The sequence below is a fragment of the Micromonospora kangleipakensis genome, from assembly GCF_004217615.1.
Classification (GTDB): domain Bacteria; phylum Actinomycetota; class Actinomycetes; order Mycobacteriales; family Micromonosporaceae; genus Micromonospora; species Micromonospora kangleipakensis.
In genome coordinates this window covers 2382791-2399979 of sequence record NZ_SHLD01000001.1, presented here as the reverse complement: position 1 = coordinate 2399979, position 17189 = coordinate 2382791, and the positions used below count along the sequence as shown (strand labels likewise).

The 17189-nt window shown below is 75.8% G+C and carries 16 protein-coding genes; 5 read left to right on the top strand and 11 right to left on the bottom strand.

What is annotated here, in order from left to right:
* Positions 1-290: 290 nt before the first annotated feature.
* Both recG and EV384_RS11660 read right to left on the bottom strand, forming a co-directional pair.
* The gene (recG, locus tag EV384_RS11665) at positions 291-2492 is read right to left on the bottom strand and encodes an ATP-dependent DNA helicase RecG (protein ID WP_130332841.1); all 2202 of its coding nucleotides are present in this window, start codon (positions 2490-2492) and stop codon (positions 291-293) included.
* Positions 2489-4111 carry a DAK2 domain-containing protein gene (locus EV384_RS11660; protein ID WP_130332839.1) on the bottom strand — a complete coding sequence of 541 codons (1623 nt, stop codon included), beginning with the start codon at positions 4109-4111 and terminating at the stop codon, positions 2489-2491. Before EV384_RS11660 ends, recG begins: the two co-directional genes overlap by 4 nt.
* 236 nt (positions 4112-4347) lie before the next feature.
* Here EV384_RS11660 and rpmB point away from each other — a divergent pair, with 236 nt between their 5' ends.
* Positions 4348-4539: a 50S ribosomal protein L28 gene (gene rpmB, locus EV384_RS11655; protein ID WP_013284551.1), complete on the top strand. Its 192-nt coding sequence runs from the start codon at positions 4348-4350 to the stop codon at positions 4537-4539.
* A 135-nt stretch (positions 4540-4674) separates the two neighbouring features.
* Here rpmB and EV384_RS11650 read toward each other — a convergent pair whose 3' ends face one another.
* The 4 genes from EV384_RS11650 to EV384_RS11635 form a co-directional block, all read right to left on the bottom strand.
* A complete protein-coding gene (locus EV384_RS11650) occupies positions 4675-5142 on the bottom strand; it encodes a GNAT family N-acetyltransferase (RefSeq protein ID WP_130332837.1) in 468 nt (155 codons plus the stop codon).
* Positions 5143-5205: 63 nt separating this feature from the next.
* The gene (locus EV384_RS11645; protein WP_130332835.1) at positions 5206-6174 is read right to left on the bottom strand and encodes a hypothetical protein; all 969 of its coding nucleotides are present in this window, start codon (positions 6172-6174) and stop codon (positions 5206-5208) included.
* Positions 6171-6704: an RNA polymerase sigma factor gene (locus EV384_RS11640; protein ID WP_207232295.1), complete on the bottom strand. Its 534-nt coding sequence runs from the start codon at positions 6702-6704 to the stop codon at positions 6171-6173. The genes EV384_RS11645 and EV384_RS11640 overlap by 4 nt, the downstream gene beginning before the upstream one ends.
* Before the next feature lie 55 nt (positions 6705-6759).
* Positions 6760-7716, bottom strand: coding sequence for a thiamine-phosphate kinase (locus tag EV384_RS11635; RefSeq protein WP_130332830.1), 957 nt, complete (start codon positions 7714-7716; stop codon positions 6760-6762).
* 174 nt (positions 7717-7890) lie between these two features.
* On the opposite strand from EV384_RS11635, the gene EV384_RS11630 reads away from it, so the two are divergent.
* On the top strand, positions 7891-8124 hold the full coding sequence (locus EV384_RS11630; RefSeq protein WP_130332828.1) for an Lrp/AsnC ligand binding domain-containing protein: 234 nt from the start codon (positions 7891-7893) through the stop codon (positions 8122-8124).
* Positions 8125-8751: a DUF3515 family protein gene (locus tag EV384_RS11625; RefSeq protein WP_165439920.1), complete on the top strand. Its 627-nt coding sequence runs from the start codon at positions 8125-8127 to the stop codon at positions 8749-8751.
* A 111-nt stretch (positions 8752-8862) separates the two neighbouring features.
* Here the strand turns inward: EV384_RS11625 and EV384_RS11620 are convergent, their stop codons facing one another.
* Entirely contained in the window at positions 8863-9966 is a 1104-nt protein-coding gene (locus EV384_RS11620; RefSeq protein ID WP_130332826.1) for a D-alanine--D-alanine ligase family protein, read from the bottom strand.
* Positions 9967-10358: 392 nt separating this feature from the next.
* Between EV384_RS11620 and EV384_RS11615 the strand changes: the two genes are divergently transcribed.
* On the top strand, positions 10359-11354 hold the full coding sequence (locus EV384_RS11615; protein ID WP_130332824.1) for a tetratricopeptide repeat protein: 996 nt from the start codon (positions 10359-10361) through the stop codon (positions 11352-11354).
* A gap of 32 nt (positions 11355-11386) precedes the next feature.
* Entirely contained in the window at positions 11387-12637 is a 1251-nt protein-coding gene (locus EV384_RS11610; RefSeq protein WP_130332822.1) for an ATP-binding protein, read from the top strand.
* Positions 12638-12746: 109 nt separating this feature from the next.
* On the opposite strand, the gene EV384_RS11605 is transcribed toward EV384_RS11610, so the two are convergent.
* From EV384_RS11605 to EV384_RS11590, 4 genes are all read right to left on the bottom strand, one after another.
* Positions 12747-13802: an ROK family protein gene (locus EV384_RS11605; RefSeq protein ID WP_130332820.1), complete on the bottom strand. Its 1056-nt coding sequence runs from the start codon at positions 13800-13802 to the stop codon at positions 12747-12749.
* Positions 13803-14003: 201 nt separating this feature from the next.
* Positions 14004-14795 (bottom strand): putative protein N(5)-glutamine methyltransferase, encoded by a 792-nt coding sequence (locus EV384_RS11600; protein ID WP_130332818.1) that lies wholly within the window; start codon positions 14793-14795, stop codon positions 14004-14006.
* 161 nt (positions 14796-14956) lie between these two features.
* On the bottom strand, positions 14957-16111 hold the full coding sequence (locus EV384_RS11595; RefSeq protein WP_130332816.1) for a cystathionine gamma-lyase: 1155 nt from the start codon (positions 16109-16111) through the stop codon (positions 14957-14959).
* 7 nt (positions 16112-16118) lie between these two features.
* A complete protein-coding gene (locus EV384_RS11590) occupies positions 16119-17126 on the bottom strand; it encodes an NAD(P)H-dependent glycerol-3-phosphate dehydrogenase (protein ID WP_130332814.1) in 1008 nt (335 codons plus the stop codon).
* Positions 17127-17189: the final 63 nt, after the last annotated feature.

Here is a 17189-nt window from a genome sequence, read left to right as displayed (position 1 = left end):
GGCGCGCGCCCTGAGTCGTTGACGTCATCAGCTCCACAGGAGCGCACCACCCACACCGGTCCGCTACCCACGCCGCGCGGCCCCCGCCGCCCCGCTCGGCCCCCTGCCTGGCCGCCCGCAGCCGTCACCCGCACCGCCGACGTACGAGTGTCCGGGATGGTATTCCACTCCGGATCGCGGAGCTGGCGGTTTCCTCGCCGCCGCGACACCGCCACGTCGCGGAGGTGGGGTGAAGCTCGCGCGCCGAGTCCGCCCGTGACGGAAGGGGTGGGGCGGGCCGACGGGGGCGCTCAGCCCTTCTCCAGGTACTCCGCGCGTTCCTCGTCGACCAGGGCGGCGACCGAGGCGGCCAGCGCCGGATGCCGGGTCAGCTCCGGGTCCTCCTCGACCAGGGCGATCGCCTCGGCCCGGGCGTCCCGGATCAGGTCGGCGTCCCGCAGCAGCGACAGCAGCCGCAGGTGGGAGCGGCGCCCGGACTGGGTCGCGCCCAGCACGTCGCCCTCCCGGCGCTGCTCCAGGTCCAGCTCGGCGAGCTTGAAGCCGTCCGTGGTGGAGGCGACGGCGTCCAGCCGCTCCCGGGCCGAGGAACCCTCCACCGCCTCGCTCACCAGCAGGCAGAGTCCGGCGGCGGAACCACGGCCCACCCGGCCGCGCAGCTGGTGCAGCTGGGAGACGCCGAACCGGTCCGCGTCGAGCACGATCATCACGGTCGCGTTCGGCACATCGACGCCGACCTCGACCACGGTGGTGGCCACCAGCACGTCCAGGTCGCCGGCGGCGAACGAGCGCATCACCGCGTCCTTCTCGTCGGCGGGCAGCCGGCCGTGCAGCACCCCGATCCGCAGCCCGTGCAGCGGGCCCTCGGCGAGCAGCGGGGCGACCTCGGTCACGGCGAGGGGCGGCCGCCGCCCGCTGTCGTCCTCGCGCGGCGGCTCCTCCTCGGACGCGGGGCCCTCACCGATCCGCGGGCAGACCACGTACGCCTGGTGGCCGGCGGCGACCTCCTCGCGCAGCCGGCGCCAGGCCCGGTCGAGGAAGGCGGGCTTCTCCGCGGCCGGCACCACGTGCGAGGCGATCGGCGAACGGCCCTGCGGAAGCTGGGAGAGGGTGGAGATCTCCAGGTCGCCGTAGACGGTCATGGCGACCGTGCGCGGGATCGGGGTGGCCGTCATCACCAGCACGTGCGGCGGCTGGTCGGCCTTGGCGCGCAGCGCGTCCCGCTGCTCCACGCCGAAGCGGTGCTGCTCGTCGACGACCACCAGGCCCAGGTCGGCGAAGTCGACCCCCTCGTAGAGCAGCGCGTGGGTGCCCAGCACGATGCCGGCCCGGCCCTCGGCGACCTCGGCCAGCGCCCGCCGCCGGGCCGCCGCGCCGAGCGAACCGGTGACCAGCTCCACCCGGGTGGCGCCGTCGGCGGCGCCCAGCTCGCCGGCCCGGGCGAGCGGGCCGAGCAGGTCGAGCATGCCCCGGTAGTGCTGGGCGGCGAGCACCTCGGTCGGGGCGAGCAGGGCCGCCTGACCACCGGCGTCGACCACCTGGAGCATGGCCCGCAGCGCGACCACCGTCTTGCCCGAGCCGACCTCGCCCTGCAGCAGCCGGTGCATCGGGTGCGCGGTGGCCAGGTCGGCGGCGACCTCCGCGCCGACGGTCCGCTGGCCGGGCGTCAGCTCGTACGGCAGCCGGGCGTCGAACGCGTCGAGCAGCCCGGCGGCCCGCGCCGGCCGGGACTTCGCCGGCCAGTCGGCCGCCCGGTGCTTGCGTTGCACCAGGGTGAGCTGCACCGCGAACGCCTCGTCCCACTTGAGCCGGCGCCGGGCCCGGTACAGATCCTCCTTGCTGGACGGTCGGTGGATCTCGCGCAGCGCGACGTCGATGCCGACCAGGTTGCGGGCGGCCCGGACGGTCGCCGGCAGCGGATCCTCCGGCGGGGTGAAGGTGTCCAGCACCACCCGCACGCAGCGGGCGATCACCCAGGTGGGCACCGCGGCGGCGGCCGGGTACACCGGGATGAGCGCGCCGGCGAACTCCTCGACCTCCTCGTTGGCCGCCGCCTCGCCGTCACCGCCCTCCCCGAGCAGGACGTACTCCGGGCCGTTGAGCTGCCGCTTGCCCCGGAACTCGGTGACCTTGCCGGCGAACAGCCCCCACCGGCCGGGGCGCAGCTCCCGCTCCCGCCAGGCCTGGTTGCCGAAGAAGGTGAGGGTGAGCAACCCGCCGGAGCCGTCGCCGACGGTCACCTCCAGCAGGTTGCCCCGCCGCTGCCGCATCGGCCGGACCGCGGTGCGCTGCACCTGGGCCAGGACGGTCACCTGCTCGCCCACGTCCAGCGAACGGATGTCGGTGTGCTCGCCGCGCTCGTCGTACCGGCGGGGGAAGTGGTAGATCAGGTCGCCCGCGGTGTGCAGGTCCAGATGGCTCGCCAGGGCCTTCGCGGTCTTCTCCCCGACCAGCTTCTTCAGCGGCGTGTCCACCGTGGACGGCTCGCTCGTCATTCCACCCCCACCAGCAGCGGATAGTGCGGCTGCCCGCCCTCGTACGCCTGCACCTCGACGAACGGCCAGGCCCGTTCCACGTGCTCGCGTACCCGGTCGGCCAGCCCGGCCGGGGCGTCCGCCCCGCAGAGCAGGGTGACCAGCTCGCCGCCGCCGCCGAGCATCCGGTCCACCACGGCGGTGCAGGTGTCGACCAGGTCCGCGCCGATCAGGTGCACCTCCCCCTCGACCAGCGCCAGCACATCGCCCGGCCGGCACGGCCCGGCGACGGTGAGCGCCTCCCGGCTGGCGTGGCAGACCTCGGCGTACCGGCAGGCGCCGGCCGCCTCGGCCATGGCGATCACGTCGTCCTCGAACCGCCGGCCCGGGTCCCGGACGGCGAGGGCGGCCAGCGCCTGCACCGGGGACCGGGTCGGCACCACGCTGACCTTGACGCCGAGCCGGTGGGCCTCCTTGGCGGCGGCGCTCGCCACCGACTGGGTGTTGGGGTCGTTGGGCAGCACCACCACCCGGGCGGCGCCGGTGGCCCGGATCGCGTCCAGCAGCTCGCCGGTGGACGGGTTGCCCGGCACCACGGTGGCGCCCTCCGCGCCGAACAGCTCGGCGATGCCGGCGCCGGCCGCCACCACCACGGCCGCCCGACCGTCGGACAGCAGGGCCGGCGGGCGGGCGGCCGGCGCCACCTGGTCGGCGAAGCGGGTCACCGAGATCCGGTGCGGCCGGCCGGCGACCACCCCCGCCTCGACCGCGGCACCCACGTCGTTGACGTGCACGTGCACGTTCCAGGTGCCGCCGCCGGGACCGCCGTCGCCGACGATCACCAGCGAGTCGCCCAGCGCGTCCAGCTCGGCGCGCAGCCGCGCCACCGCCTCGGCCCCGGCGTCGAGCAGGAACTGCACCTCGTACGCGTACTCCGGGGAGCCGGTCTCCCGGACGGCCGTGGCCGGCGGACGGACCGCGGCCGGCGCGGGCGCCGGCTCCTGCGGGCTCTCCCCGGTGATCACCTCGACCAGCGCGTCCAGCAGCACGCAGAGCCCGCGCCCGCCGGCGTCCACCACCCCGGCCCGGGCCAACGCCGGCAGCTGCTCCGGGGTGCGGGCCAGCGCCCGCGCCGCCCCGCCGGCCGCCGCCCGGGCCACCACCCGCAGGTCGTCGCTGTCCTCCTGCTCGGCCGCGCGCGCGGCGGCGGCGACCACGCTGAGCAGGGTGCCCTCGACCGGCCGGGCGACCGCCCCGTAGGCGGCGGTGGCCGCGTCGGCGAGCGCGGCGGCGAGCTGGCGGCCGCGGACCGCCGGCGCGGCGGCCAGCGCGTCGGCGAAGCCGCGCAGGATCTGCGACAGGATCACCCCGGAGTTGCCGCGGGCCCCGAGTAGCGCCCCCCGGGCCATCAGCCGCAGCGCGTGCCCGTGCGGGGTGTGGCCGTCGTCGGGGAGGGTGTCCAGGTCCATCGCCAGCGCCTGCTGGGCGGAGGTGAGGGTGAGCACCAGGTTGGTGCCCGTGTCGCCGTCCGGGACCGGGTAGACGTTGAGGTCGTCGATCTCACCCTGGTGCCGGCGCAGGGCGGCCAGCCCGCTCGCGCACCAGCGGCGCACCGCGGCGGCGTCGAGGGTGTCCAGCACGGCGAGAAGCCTACTGGCGCGCACCGACAGACGCCGGGGTCGGCCGGCCCCCACCGGCGTGTCCACCGGCCCGGCCCGCCGGCCGGCCCGCCTCCGGCACCGGTACGCTGGGCAGGCCCGAGCCGCCGCCGACCGGGCCGGTTGGGCGTACCGGCGGGTCATCGGGTAACCTGACCAGGTTGCCCGGGCAGCGCCTGGCGGCGACCTCATGAACGTTTCAATCCCAGGAGTATCCCGTGGCTAGCGTGTGCGACGTCTGTGGCAAGGGACCGGGCTTCGGCCACAACGTGTCCCACTCGCACCGGCGGACCAACCGCCGCTGGAACCCGAACATCCAGTCGGTGCGTACCCCGGCCGGTGGCGGCACCACCAAGAAGTTGCAGGTCTGCACCTCCTGCATCAAGGCCGGCAAGGTCACCCGCGCCTGACGCGGTAAGCCTCCAGCTTCACGTACCACCCAGCACCGGCGGGCCGTCACGGTCCGCCGGTTCTGTCGTGTCCGGGCACGGTGACGCCGGCCGGGTGCGCGACGACCGAGGCGCCACGCACCCGCCGGACCAGGTTCAGAGGGTGCGGCCGAAGGAGAGGCAGCCGGGGGCGTCCTGGTAGAAGCCGAAGTTCGGGATCCGCTCGTACCCGGCCGAGGTGTACATGGCGATCGCCTCGGGCTGCTTGTCGCCGCACTCCAGGATGATCCGCTTGCGGCCCTGCTCCCGGGCCGACCGCTCGACCGCGGCCAGCACCGCCCGGGCCACGCCCCGACCCCGGGCCACCGGCGCCGTGTACATCCGCTTCAGCTCCGCCGCCTCCCCGTCGTCGCCGTGGCCGCGCCAGCCCCCGCAGCCCACCGGCTCCCCGCCGAGGTAGGCCACCAGGAACGCGCCGGCCGGCGGCTCGAACTCCGCCGCGTCCACCGGGGTGTCGTCGCCGCTGCCGCCGTACCGCTCGCCGAGGTCGGCCAGGGCCGCCCGGATCAACGCCTGCGACTCGGGCGCGTCGAAGCGCTGCGCCCGGATCTCGATCTCACTCACGGATGAAGGGTACGACCGCGGCCGGCCCGGGACCGGGGCCGGCCGTCCCCGTTCGGTCGCAGATCACTCCGTCCGGTTGGTGTCCGGTACCACCGCGAACGTCCAGCGGGTCTCCTGGACCGAGGTGGGCCCGCCGCTCGGCGCCGGCGCGCCGGGGCCCGGCCCCTGCCGCTGGACGTCCCGTTTGCCGATGACCCGGCCGCTGCCCTGGTCGAACAGGAGCGCGGCCGTGCCGCCGGACGTGTCGGTCGTTAGCCCGACAGCCCAGCAGCGCCGGCCGTCGACGGTGACCTCCGACGCGACGAGGCCGTCCAGGTCGGCGATCAGCCGGTAGAGCCCGACCCGTAGTTCGGGCGAGAGTCGGGGTTCCGCCCGGGACAGCAGGCCCGCGAGGATCGCGATGACCTCCCACTCCCGTTCGGGGCGCGAGTCGGTAAACGCGCCGAACGACTCCTTGCCCAGCTGGGCGAAGAGCGCGGCCGGCTCGGTCGGCGCGCGGGCCAACCAGCCGGGGGTCGGGAAGTACCAGTTGCCGCCGGCCGCGACGATGTTCCGGTTGTCCTCCGCCGTACTGCCCGGCTTGTCTGGTCCGTCGACGGAGGTGTCCGTGCCGTCGACCCGCACACGGAGCGGCATGACCGTCTGGCCGTCGAACCAGGTCTCGGTTGTGCCCGGAACGGCCCGGCCCGGCCGCTGGGTGTTCTCGGCCCGAACGTACAGGAGCTGCCCCGGGGGCACCTCGACCGGCTCGATCCGGGCGGCCTTGTCGATCAGCCGGTCCATCACCTGCCGCGGGTTCAGCGGCGCGGGCGGCGTCCGATCGGGGGCGAACAGGGTCACTGCGCCGACCACGAGCGCGGCGACCACAGCGGCGGCGGTCACGGGGACCAGCCAGCGGCGTGACCGCAGCCGGCGGTCGGAAAGCCGGTGGATGATCGTGTACCAGGTACGGCTGACCGACTCGTCGGTCGGTTCCGGCCGGCCGGGCGGCAGGTCCCGGACCGCCACCAGGTCGGGTTCGGTGCGGCTCATCGGGCGTCTCCTTCGGCTGCCAGGGCGGCCCGGACCTTGGTCCGGGCCCGGTGCAGGGCGGACTGGACCGTGCCCAGCGGGATGTCGAGGGCGGCGGCGATCTCGGCGTACTCCAGCTCGGCGACGGCGTAGAGCAGCAGCACGTCGCGCTGTCGCTGGGGCAGCCCGGCGAGCACCCCGGACAGCCGGGCCACGGTCCGCGCCGCGTCCACCCGCTCAGCGGTCCGCCGGGACGGGCCCTCGGTAGCCGACTCGTCCCGGGCGGTCAGCCGCAGTGCCCGGACCTCCACCCGACGGTGCCGCCGCAGCAGGTTGGTGGCGATGCCGTAGAGCCAGGGCAGCAGCTCGCCGCGGCTGCGGTCGTACCGGTCCCGGCGCTCGTAGGCCACCAGGAACGTCTCCGCCACCACGTCCTCGGCGAGCTGCTCGCCGACCCGGCGGGTGCAGTACCGCAACAGGTCGCGGGCGTACCGGTCGAAGAGGCCCGCCAGGTCAGCGGGGTCCGCCCCGGAGGTGGCTGTCGTGGGCATGGTCATACCCGTACTTGCCGGGACCGCGGCGCCATGTTCCCGGCGGGCGGCACCGTCAGCGGAAGTGGTCCCAGCCGGCCGGCCCGGCGTACGCCACGCCGTCCACGGTCACCCCCGCCCCCTCGGTCACCCCCGTCCCCTCGGCCACCCGCCCGATCGGCCGCCACCGCTCCGGCAGCGCCACCGCCGGCGGGAAGGTCGCGGCCAGGGCGTGGTCGTCGCCCCCGGTGAGGATCCAGGCGTACGGGTCGACGCCGAGCGCCTGCGCCGCGTCCCGCATCTGCCGGGGCACCTCGAAGGCGTCCCGCCGCAGGTCGACGGCGACTCCGCTGGCCTTCGCCACGTGGCCCAGGTCGGCAAGCAGCCCGTCCGACACGTCGATCATGGCGGTGGCGCCGAGCGCGGCGGCCTCCGGGCCGGCCGGATAGGGCACCTCGGGCCGCCGGAACGCCTCCACCAGCAGCCGGGGCGTCCGGAAGCCGCGGGACAACACGGTGTAGCCGGCCGCCGCCCAGCCGGTCCGCCCGGCCAGGGCCACCACGTCGCCGGGCCGCGCCCCGGAGCGGACCACCGGCGGCCGGTCCGCCAGGTCGCCGAGGGCGGTGACCGCGATGGTCAGCGTGGGACTGGCGGACATGTCCCCGCCGACCACGCTCGCGCCGACCCGGGCCGCCTCCGCGCCCAGTCCGTCGGCCAGCTCCTCCGCCCAGCTCGTGTCGAGATCCGCCGGCATGCAGAGGGCGACCAGCAGCGCGGTCGGGGTGGCGCCCATCGCCGCGATGTCGGCCAGGTTCGCCGCCGCCGCCCGGTGCCCCACGTCCCGCGCGGTCGACCAGTCCCGGCGGAAGTGCCGCCCCTCGACCAGCACGTCCGTCGAGGCCACCACCCGCCGGTCCGGCGCCGCCACCACCGCCCCGTCGTCACCGGGGCCGAGCAGGCAGCTCTCCCCGTACGTCAACCGGGCGGTGACCCGGTCGATCAGCCCGAACTCCCCGACACCCGCGACCGTCATCGCCGTCCCCTCGTCGCATCCACTCGTCCCACACCCGGGCCACCCGGCAGTCTGCTCCGGCGGGCGTGCCCTCGCTCACCGCGTCCAGCCGGCGACCGATAGGGATCAGGCCTGCTCCGTAAGGTAGTTTCACCCTTCGGGCCGCCCCAGGCGGCGACGGACGGAGGTCGAGTCGTGGTACAGGCGTACATCCTCATCCAGACCGAGGTCGGGCGGGCGCGTGACGTGGCCGGTCTGATCGCGGACCTTGCCGGCGTGGTGCGGGTCGACGCCGTCACCGGGCCGTACGACGTGGTCGTCCTCACCGAGGCGAACAGCGTCGACGAGCTCGGCAAACTCATCGTCAGCAAGGTGCAGCTGGTGCCTGGCATCACCCGCACCCTCACGTGTTCGGTGGTGCGCCTGTAAGTGGACGAGATCACTGTCTCCCCCGCTCCCGAGGAGTCCCGCCCGGCCGACGAGGCGCCGCGCGCGGACCGGACCACCCGCCGTGCCGCGCTGGTGGCCACGCTGATCGCGCTGCCGGTGACCGTGGCGGTGGCCGGCTTCACCTTCGCGAAGCTCGCCCCGGACGAGCCGGCCGTCGCGCCGCGCCCCTCGGCGACCGCCGCCCGGCCGCAGTCCACCGCCGCGGTCGAGCTGCCCGCCCCGACGCTGGCCGAGCGGCCCGCGACGGTCTGCCGCGCCCTGGTGTCGCAGCTGCCGGAGCGGGTACGCGACCTGGCCCAGCGGCCGGTCACCGCCGGCCCCGAGCAGAACGCCGCGTACGGCGACCCGGCGCTGACCGTCGCCTGCGGTGGCACGCCGCCGATCGTCCAGCCCACCGACGAGGTGTGGTCGGTCAACAAGGTCTGCTGGCACGCGGTGCAGGAGGCCGACGCCACCGTGCTGACCACCGTCGACCGGGAGACCCCGGTCCGGGTCCGGGTGCCCCGGCAGTACGAGCAGCCGCTGCAGTGGGTCAGCCCGATCTCCGACACCATCGTCGCCGCGGTCCCCTCGGCGAAGTCCGCTCCCGCCGGCTGCACCGCCTGACCCGCGCGCCGCGGGCTCCCCGCGGCATCCGCCCAGCTTGCCGGACGGTGCCGCCTCCCGGCACGGGGAGGCGGTGCCGTCGCTGCTGTGGCGAGCCCTCGACCGGGCCGGTCAGCGGCCGGCGTGGCGGTGCAGGGCGGTACGGATCAGGCGGTTGACCAGCTTCGGGTACTCCAGGCCGCTGGCCGCCCACATCCGCGGGAACATCGACGTCGGGGTGAAGCCGGGCATCGTGTTGATCTCGTTGAGGTAGACGTCCAGCTCCGGGGTGACGAAGAAGTCGACCCGGGCCAGGCCGGAGCAGTCCAGCGCGGTGAAGGCCCGGGTGGCGTACTCCTGGACCTGCCGGGTGACCCGCTCGGGCAGGTTGGCCGGGACGTCGTACTCGCAGACCTCGTCGGCGTAGATGTACTTCGCCTCGAAGTCGTACCAGCCGTGGTCGCCCACCATGCGCACCTCGGCCAGCACGGACGCCTCCGGCGCGCCGCCGGCCTCGCCCTCCAGCACGCCGCACTCGATCTCCCGGCCGACGACCGCGGCCTCGACCAGCACCTTGGTGTCGATCTCGCGGGCCGTGGCGACCGCCGCGTCGAGCTGCGCCCAGTCGTCGACCTTGGTGATGCCGAAGGACGAGCCGGCGCGGGACGGCTTGACGAAGACCGGCAGCCCCAACCGCTCCTTGTCCGCCTCGCTCAGCGTCATCCCGTTGCGCAGCACCACGTACGGGCCGACCGGGATGCCCTCGGCCACGCAGAGCTTCTTGGTGAACTCCTTGTCCATGGCGGCGGCGGAGGCGAAGACGTTCGCCCCGACGTACGGGATGTCGGCCATCTCCAGCATCCCCTGGATGGTGCCGTCCTCGCCGTACGCCCCGTGCAGCACCGGGAAGACCACATCCACGTCCGCCAGCGCGCGCGGGCCCTCGGTCGGGTCGAGCACCATCAGGCCGCCCGCGGTCGGCTCGGCGCGCAGCACGAGAGCGGTGCCGGCGGCGGCGGTGATCTCCGGCAGCTTGCGCGCCTGGATCGACAGCTGGCTCGGGTCGCCGCTGGTCAGCACCCACTGGCCCTGCCGGGTGATGCCGACCGGCACCACCTCGAACTCGTCCGGGTCGAGGGCGCCCAGCACGCTGCCGGCGCTGACGCAGGAGATGCCGTGCTCGGGGCTGCGTCCGCCGAACACGATCGCCACACGGGTCTTGCCTGGGGTGGTCACTCGAGGTCACCTCTTCGCTCGCGACTGCGGCTGGCCGTGCTCGCCGGTGGCGCTCACCCGATTGACCTTACTGTGCGTTGCGAGAACCCGAAGCCGATACCCGGTGAGCCCAGCCGGGGCAGCGCAACCGGTCAACTCATCGTATACGGGGAGTAACCGCCGCTCGGGGCATCAGCCCGTCACGCCCGCCACTAGGGTGATGGGCCGGACGACGGAGGTGGACCACGGGACCGCAGGAGAGCCGCGTCGAGCGCGCGCGGGCGCTGCTGGCGGTCGGCCGCTGGGCGGACGCCATCGTCGAGCTGACCGCCGTCCTGCGGGACCGGCCGGACGACGTCGACGCGCTCTGCCTGCTGGCCCAGTGCCACAGCCTGGCCGGCGACGGCCACCGGATGCGCGACGCCGCGGACCGCGCCCTGGCGGTCGCACCCGACCATGAGTGGGCGCTGCGGCTGCGCGCCCACGCGTTGCTGACCCTGAAGCGCCGGCGGGCCGCCACGGCCGCCGCCCGGGCCGCCGTGGCGGTCGCACCCCAGGAGTGGCGGACCCACGCGACGCTGGCCGAGGTGCTGGCCCGACGGCCGGGCGTCTGGTCGTCGGTCCGGGCCCGGGTCAGTGCGGACACCGTGCTGCGGCTGGCGCCGGAGGAGGCGGAGGCGCACGTGGTCGACGCCCAGGTCCACCTGCGGACCGGCGACCTCGCCGCCGCCCGGCACGCCTGCCGGCGGGCCCTGGCGCGCGACCCGGCGAACCAGGCCGCCCTGCACAACCTGGCGCTGGCGGATCTCGCGGGCGAGCGGACGGGCCGCGCGGCGCGGGGCTTCACCGCCGCGCTGGCCGTCGCGCCGGACAACCGCTTGTCCGGTACGGCGCACGGGCGCAGCGCCCGAGCCGTGCTGTGGCGGCTCTTCGACGTGCTGGCGGCGGCGACCCTGGCCCACATGGTGCTCCTCCAGGTGGCGGGGGCGGCGCTGGGCCCGTGGCGGCGCGGCGCGGCGCTCACCTCGGCGGCCCTCCTCCTGACGGCCTTCGGCTGGCTGAGCCTCCGCCGGTGGCGGGCGCAGCCCGCGGCGGTGCGGTGGCGGCTGCGCGCGGAACGCCGGGAGGCGGCGGTGGCGCTGTGGCCGGTGCTGGTCGTCGCGGCCGCGGTCGGGCTGACCGTGCACGCCTGGCGCCCGCCCCCGGATTCCTTCGCCGAGCAGGTCGGCGCGCTCGCGGCGGCGATCGCGTTCGGCACCTTCGCGATCCGCTGCCGTAACCTGCTGGCCCGACTGGCCCGCGTCACCCTCGTCCGGCTGGGCCACCACACCGGGCTGGCCGCGTACCGGGTCTGGGCGGGGATCCGGGGACGCGCCGGGCGGCCGGCGGCGGGCCGGGCCGGAGGGTGAGCGGGGTGGCGGCGCACTACGCTCCTCGTCCTATGAGCGCCGATCCCCTCATCGACAGCCTGCTGGCCGCCCTCGACGCCCGCCCGGACGACCTGCCCCTACGCCTGCACCTGGCCGGGCTGCTGCTGGACTCCGGCCGGAGCGCGGAGGCGATCGCGCAGATCGGGCAGGCGCTCGCCCGGGACCCGGGCAACGACCAGGCGCAGGCCCTGATGCAGCGGGCGCTGGGCGGGCCCGCGCCGGAGGCGGCGGCGCCGGCCGCGCCGCGCGCCGCCTCCGGCGAGCCGCCGGCGCCCGGGGACGACCCGCTGGCCGCGTACGAGCAGGAGCTGGCCGACGTCGTGCCGCCGCGCTTCGCGCGGGCCGGCGACGAGCCGGAACCGGTCGTGGGCGAGGCCGACCGGGTGTACGACGTGGAGGCCTCCACGGTCCGGCTCGCCGACGTGGGCGGCATGACGGCCGTGAAGGAACGCCTGGAGCTGGCCTTCCTCGGCCCGCTGCGCAACCCGGAGCTGCGCCGGATGTACGGCAAGAGCCTGCGCGGCGGGCTGATGCTCTACGGCCCGCCCGGCTGCGGCAAGACCTTCCTCGCCCGGGCGGTGGCCGGCGAGATGGGCGCGAAGTTCCTCTCGTTGTCCATCGTCGACGTGCTCGACATGTGGATCGGCAACTCGGAGCGCAACCTGCACGAGCTGTTCGAGGCGGCCCGGCGCAACGCGCCCTGCGTGCTCTTCCTCGACGAGGTCGACGCCCTGGGCCACAAGCGCTCGCAGGTCTCGTCGAGCTCGATGCGGACGCTGGGCAACCAGCTGCTGGCCGAGTTGGACGGCATGGAGGGCAACAACGAGGGGGTCTTCGTGCTGGCCGCGACGAACACCCCGTGGGACGTGGACCCGGCGCTGCGCCGGCCGGGGCGGCTCGACCGGGTGGTGCTGGTGCTGCCGCCCGACGCCGAGGCCCGCGCGGCGATCCTGGAGTACCACCTGCGGCAGCGGCCGATCGCCAACATCGACCTGCGCAAGGTGGTCGCGGCGAGCGAGGACTACTCCGGCGCCGACCTGGCCCACCTCTGCGAGACCGCCGCCGAGTTCGCGATGGCCGACTCGGTACGCAGCGGCGAGGTCCGGATGATCGAGCAGCGGGACCTGGAGCGGGCGCTGAAGGAGGTCCGCCCCTCGACCCGGCCCTGGCTCTCGACCGCCCGCAACGTCGCCATGTTCGCCAACGAGGGTGGCGTCTACGACGACCTGGTGGCGTACCTGAAGCGGCGCAAGCTGCTCTGACGGCTCAGCCGACGCTCTCCCGGACGGGCGGGCGTCGGCCCACCGCGATCACCTTGACCCGCTGCCGGCCGGCGGGCCGTGGCGTGGGCGTTCAGCTCGGTCGCGGTGGTCAGCCGGCGACCACCGGGCCGGCCGCCGGTGCCCCCGCGCGCAGGGTCTCCAGCGCCGCGATGGCCACCCCGCGCGCCCCGGCCATGTCCCGGTCGGGCACCAGCGCGAAGGTGGCGACGGCGGCCTGCTCGGCGCGGAGCACGGCGTGCTCCGCGACCGTGGCGAGGAACCAGTCGCGGAACTCGGGCGCCGCCTCCACCACCCCACCCCCGACGAAGTACGCGTGCGGGTCGGTGAAGTTGGCCGCGATGGTGAAGAGCCGGCCCAGCGCCATCGCCTGCTGGGCGAAGACCTCCCGGGCCAACGCGTCGCCGCGCTCGCCGTATCCGCGGACGAGCTTCGCCGCCCGGCCCGGCTCCTCGGCCGCGAGTGGATGCCCGGGATACCGGCCCAGCCAGTACGGCAGCAGGTTCCGCTCGATCGCGGTCAGCGAGGCGACGCTCTCCGCGTCCCCGCTGAAGCCGCAGGCGCAGGTGGGCACCGACTGACGGGGCGCGAGCAGGCCGTCCAGCGGGATGTGCACGTGCCCGAACTCCCCCGCCATGCCGGCGGCCCCGGCGACCACCCGACCGCTCTCCACCACCCCACCGCCGAGCCCGGTGCCGACGATGGCGGCGACCGAGGAGCGGCGCAGCGCGTCCGCGCCGAAGTGCACGTGGTGTGCGTAGAGGGCGGCCGCGTTGCCGTCGTTGTGGTAGATCACCGGGAGGCCGAGCCGGCGCTCCAGCGCGCCGCGCACGTCGTAACCCCGCCATTCCGGCTGCGAGAAGTTGGTCGAGCCGCGCGACGAGATCACCCCGGTGGCGCTCGCCGGCCCCGGGGTGTCCAGGCCGACCGCGCGGACCAGCTCGCGGGGCACGCCGGTCAGCGCCAGCACCCCGTCCAGCGCCCGGGCCAGCGCCTCGATCGCCGCGTCGGGGCCGGCCTGCACCTCACTCGGTATCTCCACCAGCCCGTCCACCAGGAACCGGCCGTCGACGGTCAGGACGGTCGCGTTGTTGCTGTTCCCGCCGTTGTCGAGACCCACCACCACCGGCACGCCCGCGCTGCCCACCCCGCCACCGCCCTCCGCCGAGCCCGTCCCGACCTGAGGCTAGTTCCACGTTCACCGTCCCGCCATTCCCCGGTGACCCGACCTCGCCGGCCCACCACGCCGCGCACCACACCGGACGGACAACGAGCGGACCGCGACCGACCCCCCGGCGGGCGGCGGGCGGCGGGCCGGCGGCGACCGCGAGCCGACGCCGTGGCCCGCTCAGCCGGGTCGGCGCGCGGTGACGGCGGTGGCGTCGAGGTCCTCGTCGCGGACGACCGTCGGCGCCAGGCCGAGGGTGGCGAACGCCGCGCAGAGCGCGTCGACCTGCCCCTCGCTGATCTCCACCACCAGGTGCCCGCCCGGGGCGAGCCACTCGGCCGCGCCGGCAGCCACCCGGCGCAGCACGGCCAGCCCGTCCACGCCGCCGTCGAGCGCCACCGGGGCCTCGTGCAGCCGCGCCTCCGACGGCATCAGCGCCACCGCCCCGCTCGGCACGTACGGGGCGTTCGCCAGCACCAGGTCGAGCCGGCCGCGCCACTCCGGCGGGACCGGCGCGAACAGGTCGCCCTGGAACACCGGCACGCCCAACGGGGCGAGGTTGCGTCGGGCACAGGCCACCGCTGCCGGGTCGACGTCGGCGGCGGCCAGCCAGCGGGGCGCGAGCCGGGCGTGCAGCACCAGGGCGGCGGCGCCGGAGCCGCAGCAGAGGTCCAGCACGGCCGGCGCGGGACCGGCCAGCGCCGTGGCGGCGGCGACCAGCAGGGCGGTCCGCCCCCGGGGCACGAAGACGCCGGGATCGACGACCACCCGCAGGCCGCAGAACTCGGCCCAGCCGAGCAGGTGCTCCAACGGCAGGCCGGCGACCCGGCGGTCGACCAGGTCGGCCAGCGCCTCGGCCGAGTCGGCGGCGTCGATCAGCAGCTCCGCCTCGTCCTCGGCGTAGACGCAGCCGGCGGCGCGCAGCCGACGGACGAGGGCTGGACGGTCGGGAAAGAACGGGGATGGTGCCATGGGAACCTCCGGGAACGCTCGTCGGCGCTCCCGGCGTCGCCTACTTCCCGGGCGACGCGGACGCGGAGGGGAGCGCCGGTCCTGTCTGGTGGATCGGTCTCACCTCCTCCGGTCGGGGCCCGCTCGGGGCCGGGACGGCTCAGGGCCGGGGTCACGATAGCTCAGCCGGCGACCGCCGCGCCGCCCGGCGCGGCCCGGCCGCCCCCGGCGCTCGCGTCCAGCGCGGCGGCGACGTCGGCCACCAGGTCGGCGGTGTCCTCCACGCCGCAGGAGAGCCGGACGAAGCCGGGCGCGGTGTCGTCGCCCCACTGGGCCCGCCGGTCGGCGGTGGTGTGCAGGCCGCCGAACGAGGTCGCGGCGGCGACCAGCCGGGCCGCGTCGAGGAAGCGGGCCACCCGGTCGGCGTCCCCCAGGTCGAACGAGAGCACCCCGGGCATCCTGCGCATCTGCACCGAGGCCACCGGGTACGCCGGGTCGCCGGGGAGCCCGGGCCAGCGCAGGCCGGTCACGTCGGCGCGGTCGGCGAGCAGCCGGGCGAGCGCCTCGGCGTTGGCGGACTGCCGGGCCAGCCGCAGGTCCATCGTCGCCAGGGACCGGTGGGCCAGCCAGGCGTCGAAGGCCCCCGGCACGGCGCCGGTGGTGGTCCGCCAGGCGGTGACCGGCTCCAGCAGCTCGGCCGAGCGGGTCACCACGTAGCCGAGCAGCAGGTCGGAGTGCCCGGTCAGCGCCTTGGTGCCGGAGGCGACCACGACGTCGGCGCCGAGCTCCAGCGGTCGCTGCCCGAGCGGGGTGGCGGTGGTGTTGTCCACCGCGACCAGGGCGCCGGCGGCGTGCGCCCGGGCGGCGAGCGCCGGCACGTCGGCCACGTCCAGGCCCGGGTTCGCCGGGGTCTCCAGCAGCACCAGCCGGACGCCCTCGAACGACGGGTACGGCCCGGCGGTCGGCACGAAGCCGACGCGGACGCCGATGCCCTGCAGCGTGCTCGTGGCGAAGGCGCGGACCGGGAAGTAGCCGTCGGCGGGGAGGAGCACGGTGTCGCCGGGGCGGAGCAGGGCCAGCAGCAGCCCGGTGATGGCCGCCTGGCCGCTGGCGAAGACCCGGCAGTCGCCGCCCTCCAGCTCGCCGATCGCCGCCTCCAGCAGCCGGCGGGTCGGGTTGTCCGGCCGCCCGTACCCGTTCGGCGTCGCCGCCGGCCCCTGCCACGGGTCCAGGTGGTACGGCGCGGCGAACACCGGTCCCGGCAGGAACGGCTCCCCCGGCGTCGGCGCGGGCAGCCCGGCGTGCACACAGCGGGTGCCGTCGCGGAACTCGGTCATCGCCGCCTCACTCGTACGACTCGGGCTTGGCGGTCCGGCTCATCAGGGCGTCCACGGCCAGCCGCGGGTCCATCCCCTCGTGGCAGATCCGCTCGATCTGCTCGGTGATCGGCATCTCCACCCCGTGCGCCCGGGCCAGGTCGCGGATGGCCAGGCAGCTCTTCACGCCCTCGGCGGTCTGCCGGGTCGCGGCCTGCGCCTGCTCCAGCGTCTCGCCCCGGCCGAGGTGCTCGCCGAAGGTGCGGTTGCGGGCCAGCGGCGACGAACAGGAGGCGACCAGGTCACCCATGCCGGCCAGGCCGGCGAAGGTGATCGGGTCCGCGCCGAGCGCCACGCCCAGCCGGGCGGTCTCGGCCAGCCCCCGGGTCATCAGCATCGCCCGGGTGTTGTCGCCGAAGCCCATCGCGGTGGCGATGCCGTACGCCAGGGCGATCACGTTCTTGACCGCCCCGCCCAGCTCGCAGCCGATCACGTCGTCGTTGGTGTACGGCCGGAAGTACGGCGTCCGGATCGACGACTGGACCAGGGTGGTCCGCCGGGAGTCGGTGCCGGCGACCACGGTCGCGGCCGGCTGCTCGGCGGCGATCTCGGGGGCCAGGTTGGGCCCGGAGACCACCACCACCCGGTCGGCGGGTACCCCGGCGGTCTCCGTGATCACCTGGCTCATCCGCTTGGTGGTGCCCAGCTCGATCCCCTTCATCAGGGAGACCAGCGTGGCGTCGGGGTCGAGGTGGCCGGTCCACTGGGCCAGGTTGCCGCGCAGGGTCTGCGACGGGACGGAGAGCACCACGATCTCGGCCCCGGCGATGGCCTCCTCGGCGTCCCCGGTCGCGGTGACCCGGTCGGGCAGCCGCACGTCCGGCAGGTAGTCCGGATTGTGCCGCTGGGACCGGATCGCGTCGGCGACCGCCCGCCGCCGGGCCAGGATCGTCACGTCCCGACCGGCATCGGCGAGGATCTTGGCGAACGCGGTGCCCCACGACCCGGCGCCGAGCACCGCCACGTGGCCGGTCATGCCGTCGCCTCCCCACGCTCGACGCCGCCGAGCGGCACCACGACACAGACGGGCGGCACCACG

What these genes read in the sequence shown, in the direction of transcription:
- EV384_RS11640 (WP_207232295.1), bottom strand. Translation starts at nt 6,704, where the DNA reads ATGCCCACGACAGCCACCTCCGGGGCGGACCCCGCTGACCTGGCGGGC.
- EV384_RS11590 (WP_130332814.1), bottom strand. Translation starts at nt 17,126, where the DNA reads ATGACCGGCCACGTGGCGGTGCTCGGCGCCGGGTCGTGGGGCACCGCG.
- EV384_RS11595 (WP_130332816.1), bottom strand. Translation starts at nt 16,111, where the DNA reads ATGACCGAGTTCCGCGACGGCACCCGCTGTGTGCACGCCGGGCTGCCC.
- EV384_RS11645 (WP_130332835.1), bottom strand. Translation starts at nt 6,174, where the DNA reads ATGAGCCGCACCGAACCCGACCTGGTGGCGGTCCGGGACCTGCCGCCC.
- EV384_RS11635 (WP_130332830.1), bottom strand. Translation starts at nt 7,716, where the DNA reads ATGACGGTCGCGGGTGTCGGGGAGTTCGGGCTGATCGACCGGGTCACC.
- EV384_RS11610 (WP_130332822.1), top strand. Translation starts at nt 11,387, where the DNA reads ATGAGCGCCGATCCCCTCATCGACAGCCTGCTGGCCGCCCTCGACGCC.
- EV384_RS11615 (WP_130332824.1), top strand. Translation starts at nt 10,359, where the DNA reads ATGCGCGACGCCGCGGACCGCGCCCTGGCGGTCGCACCCGACCATGAG.
- EV384_RS11600 (WP_130332818.1), bottom strand. Translation starts at nt 14,795, where the DNA reads ATGGCACCATCCCCGTTCTTTCCCGACCGTCCAGCCCTCGTCCGTCGG.
- recG (WP_130332841.1), bottom strand. Translation starts at nt 2,492, where the DNA reads ATGACGAGCGAGCCGTCCACGGTGGACACGCCGCTGAAGAAGCTGGTC.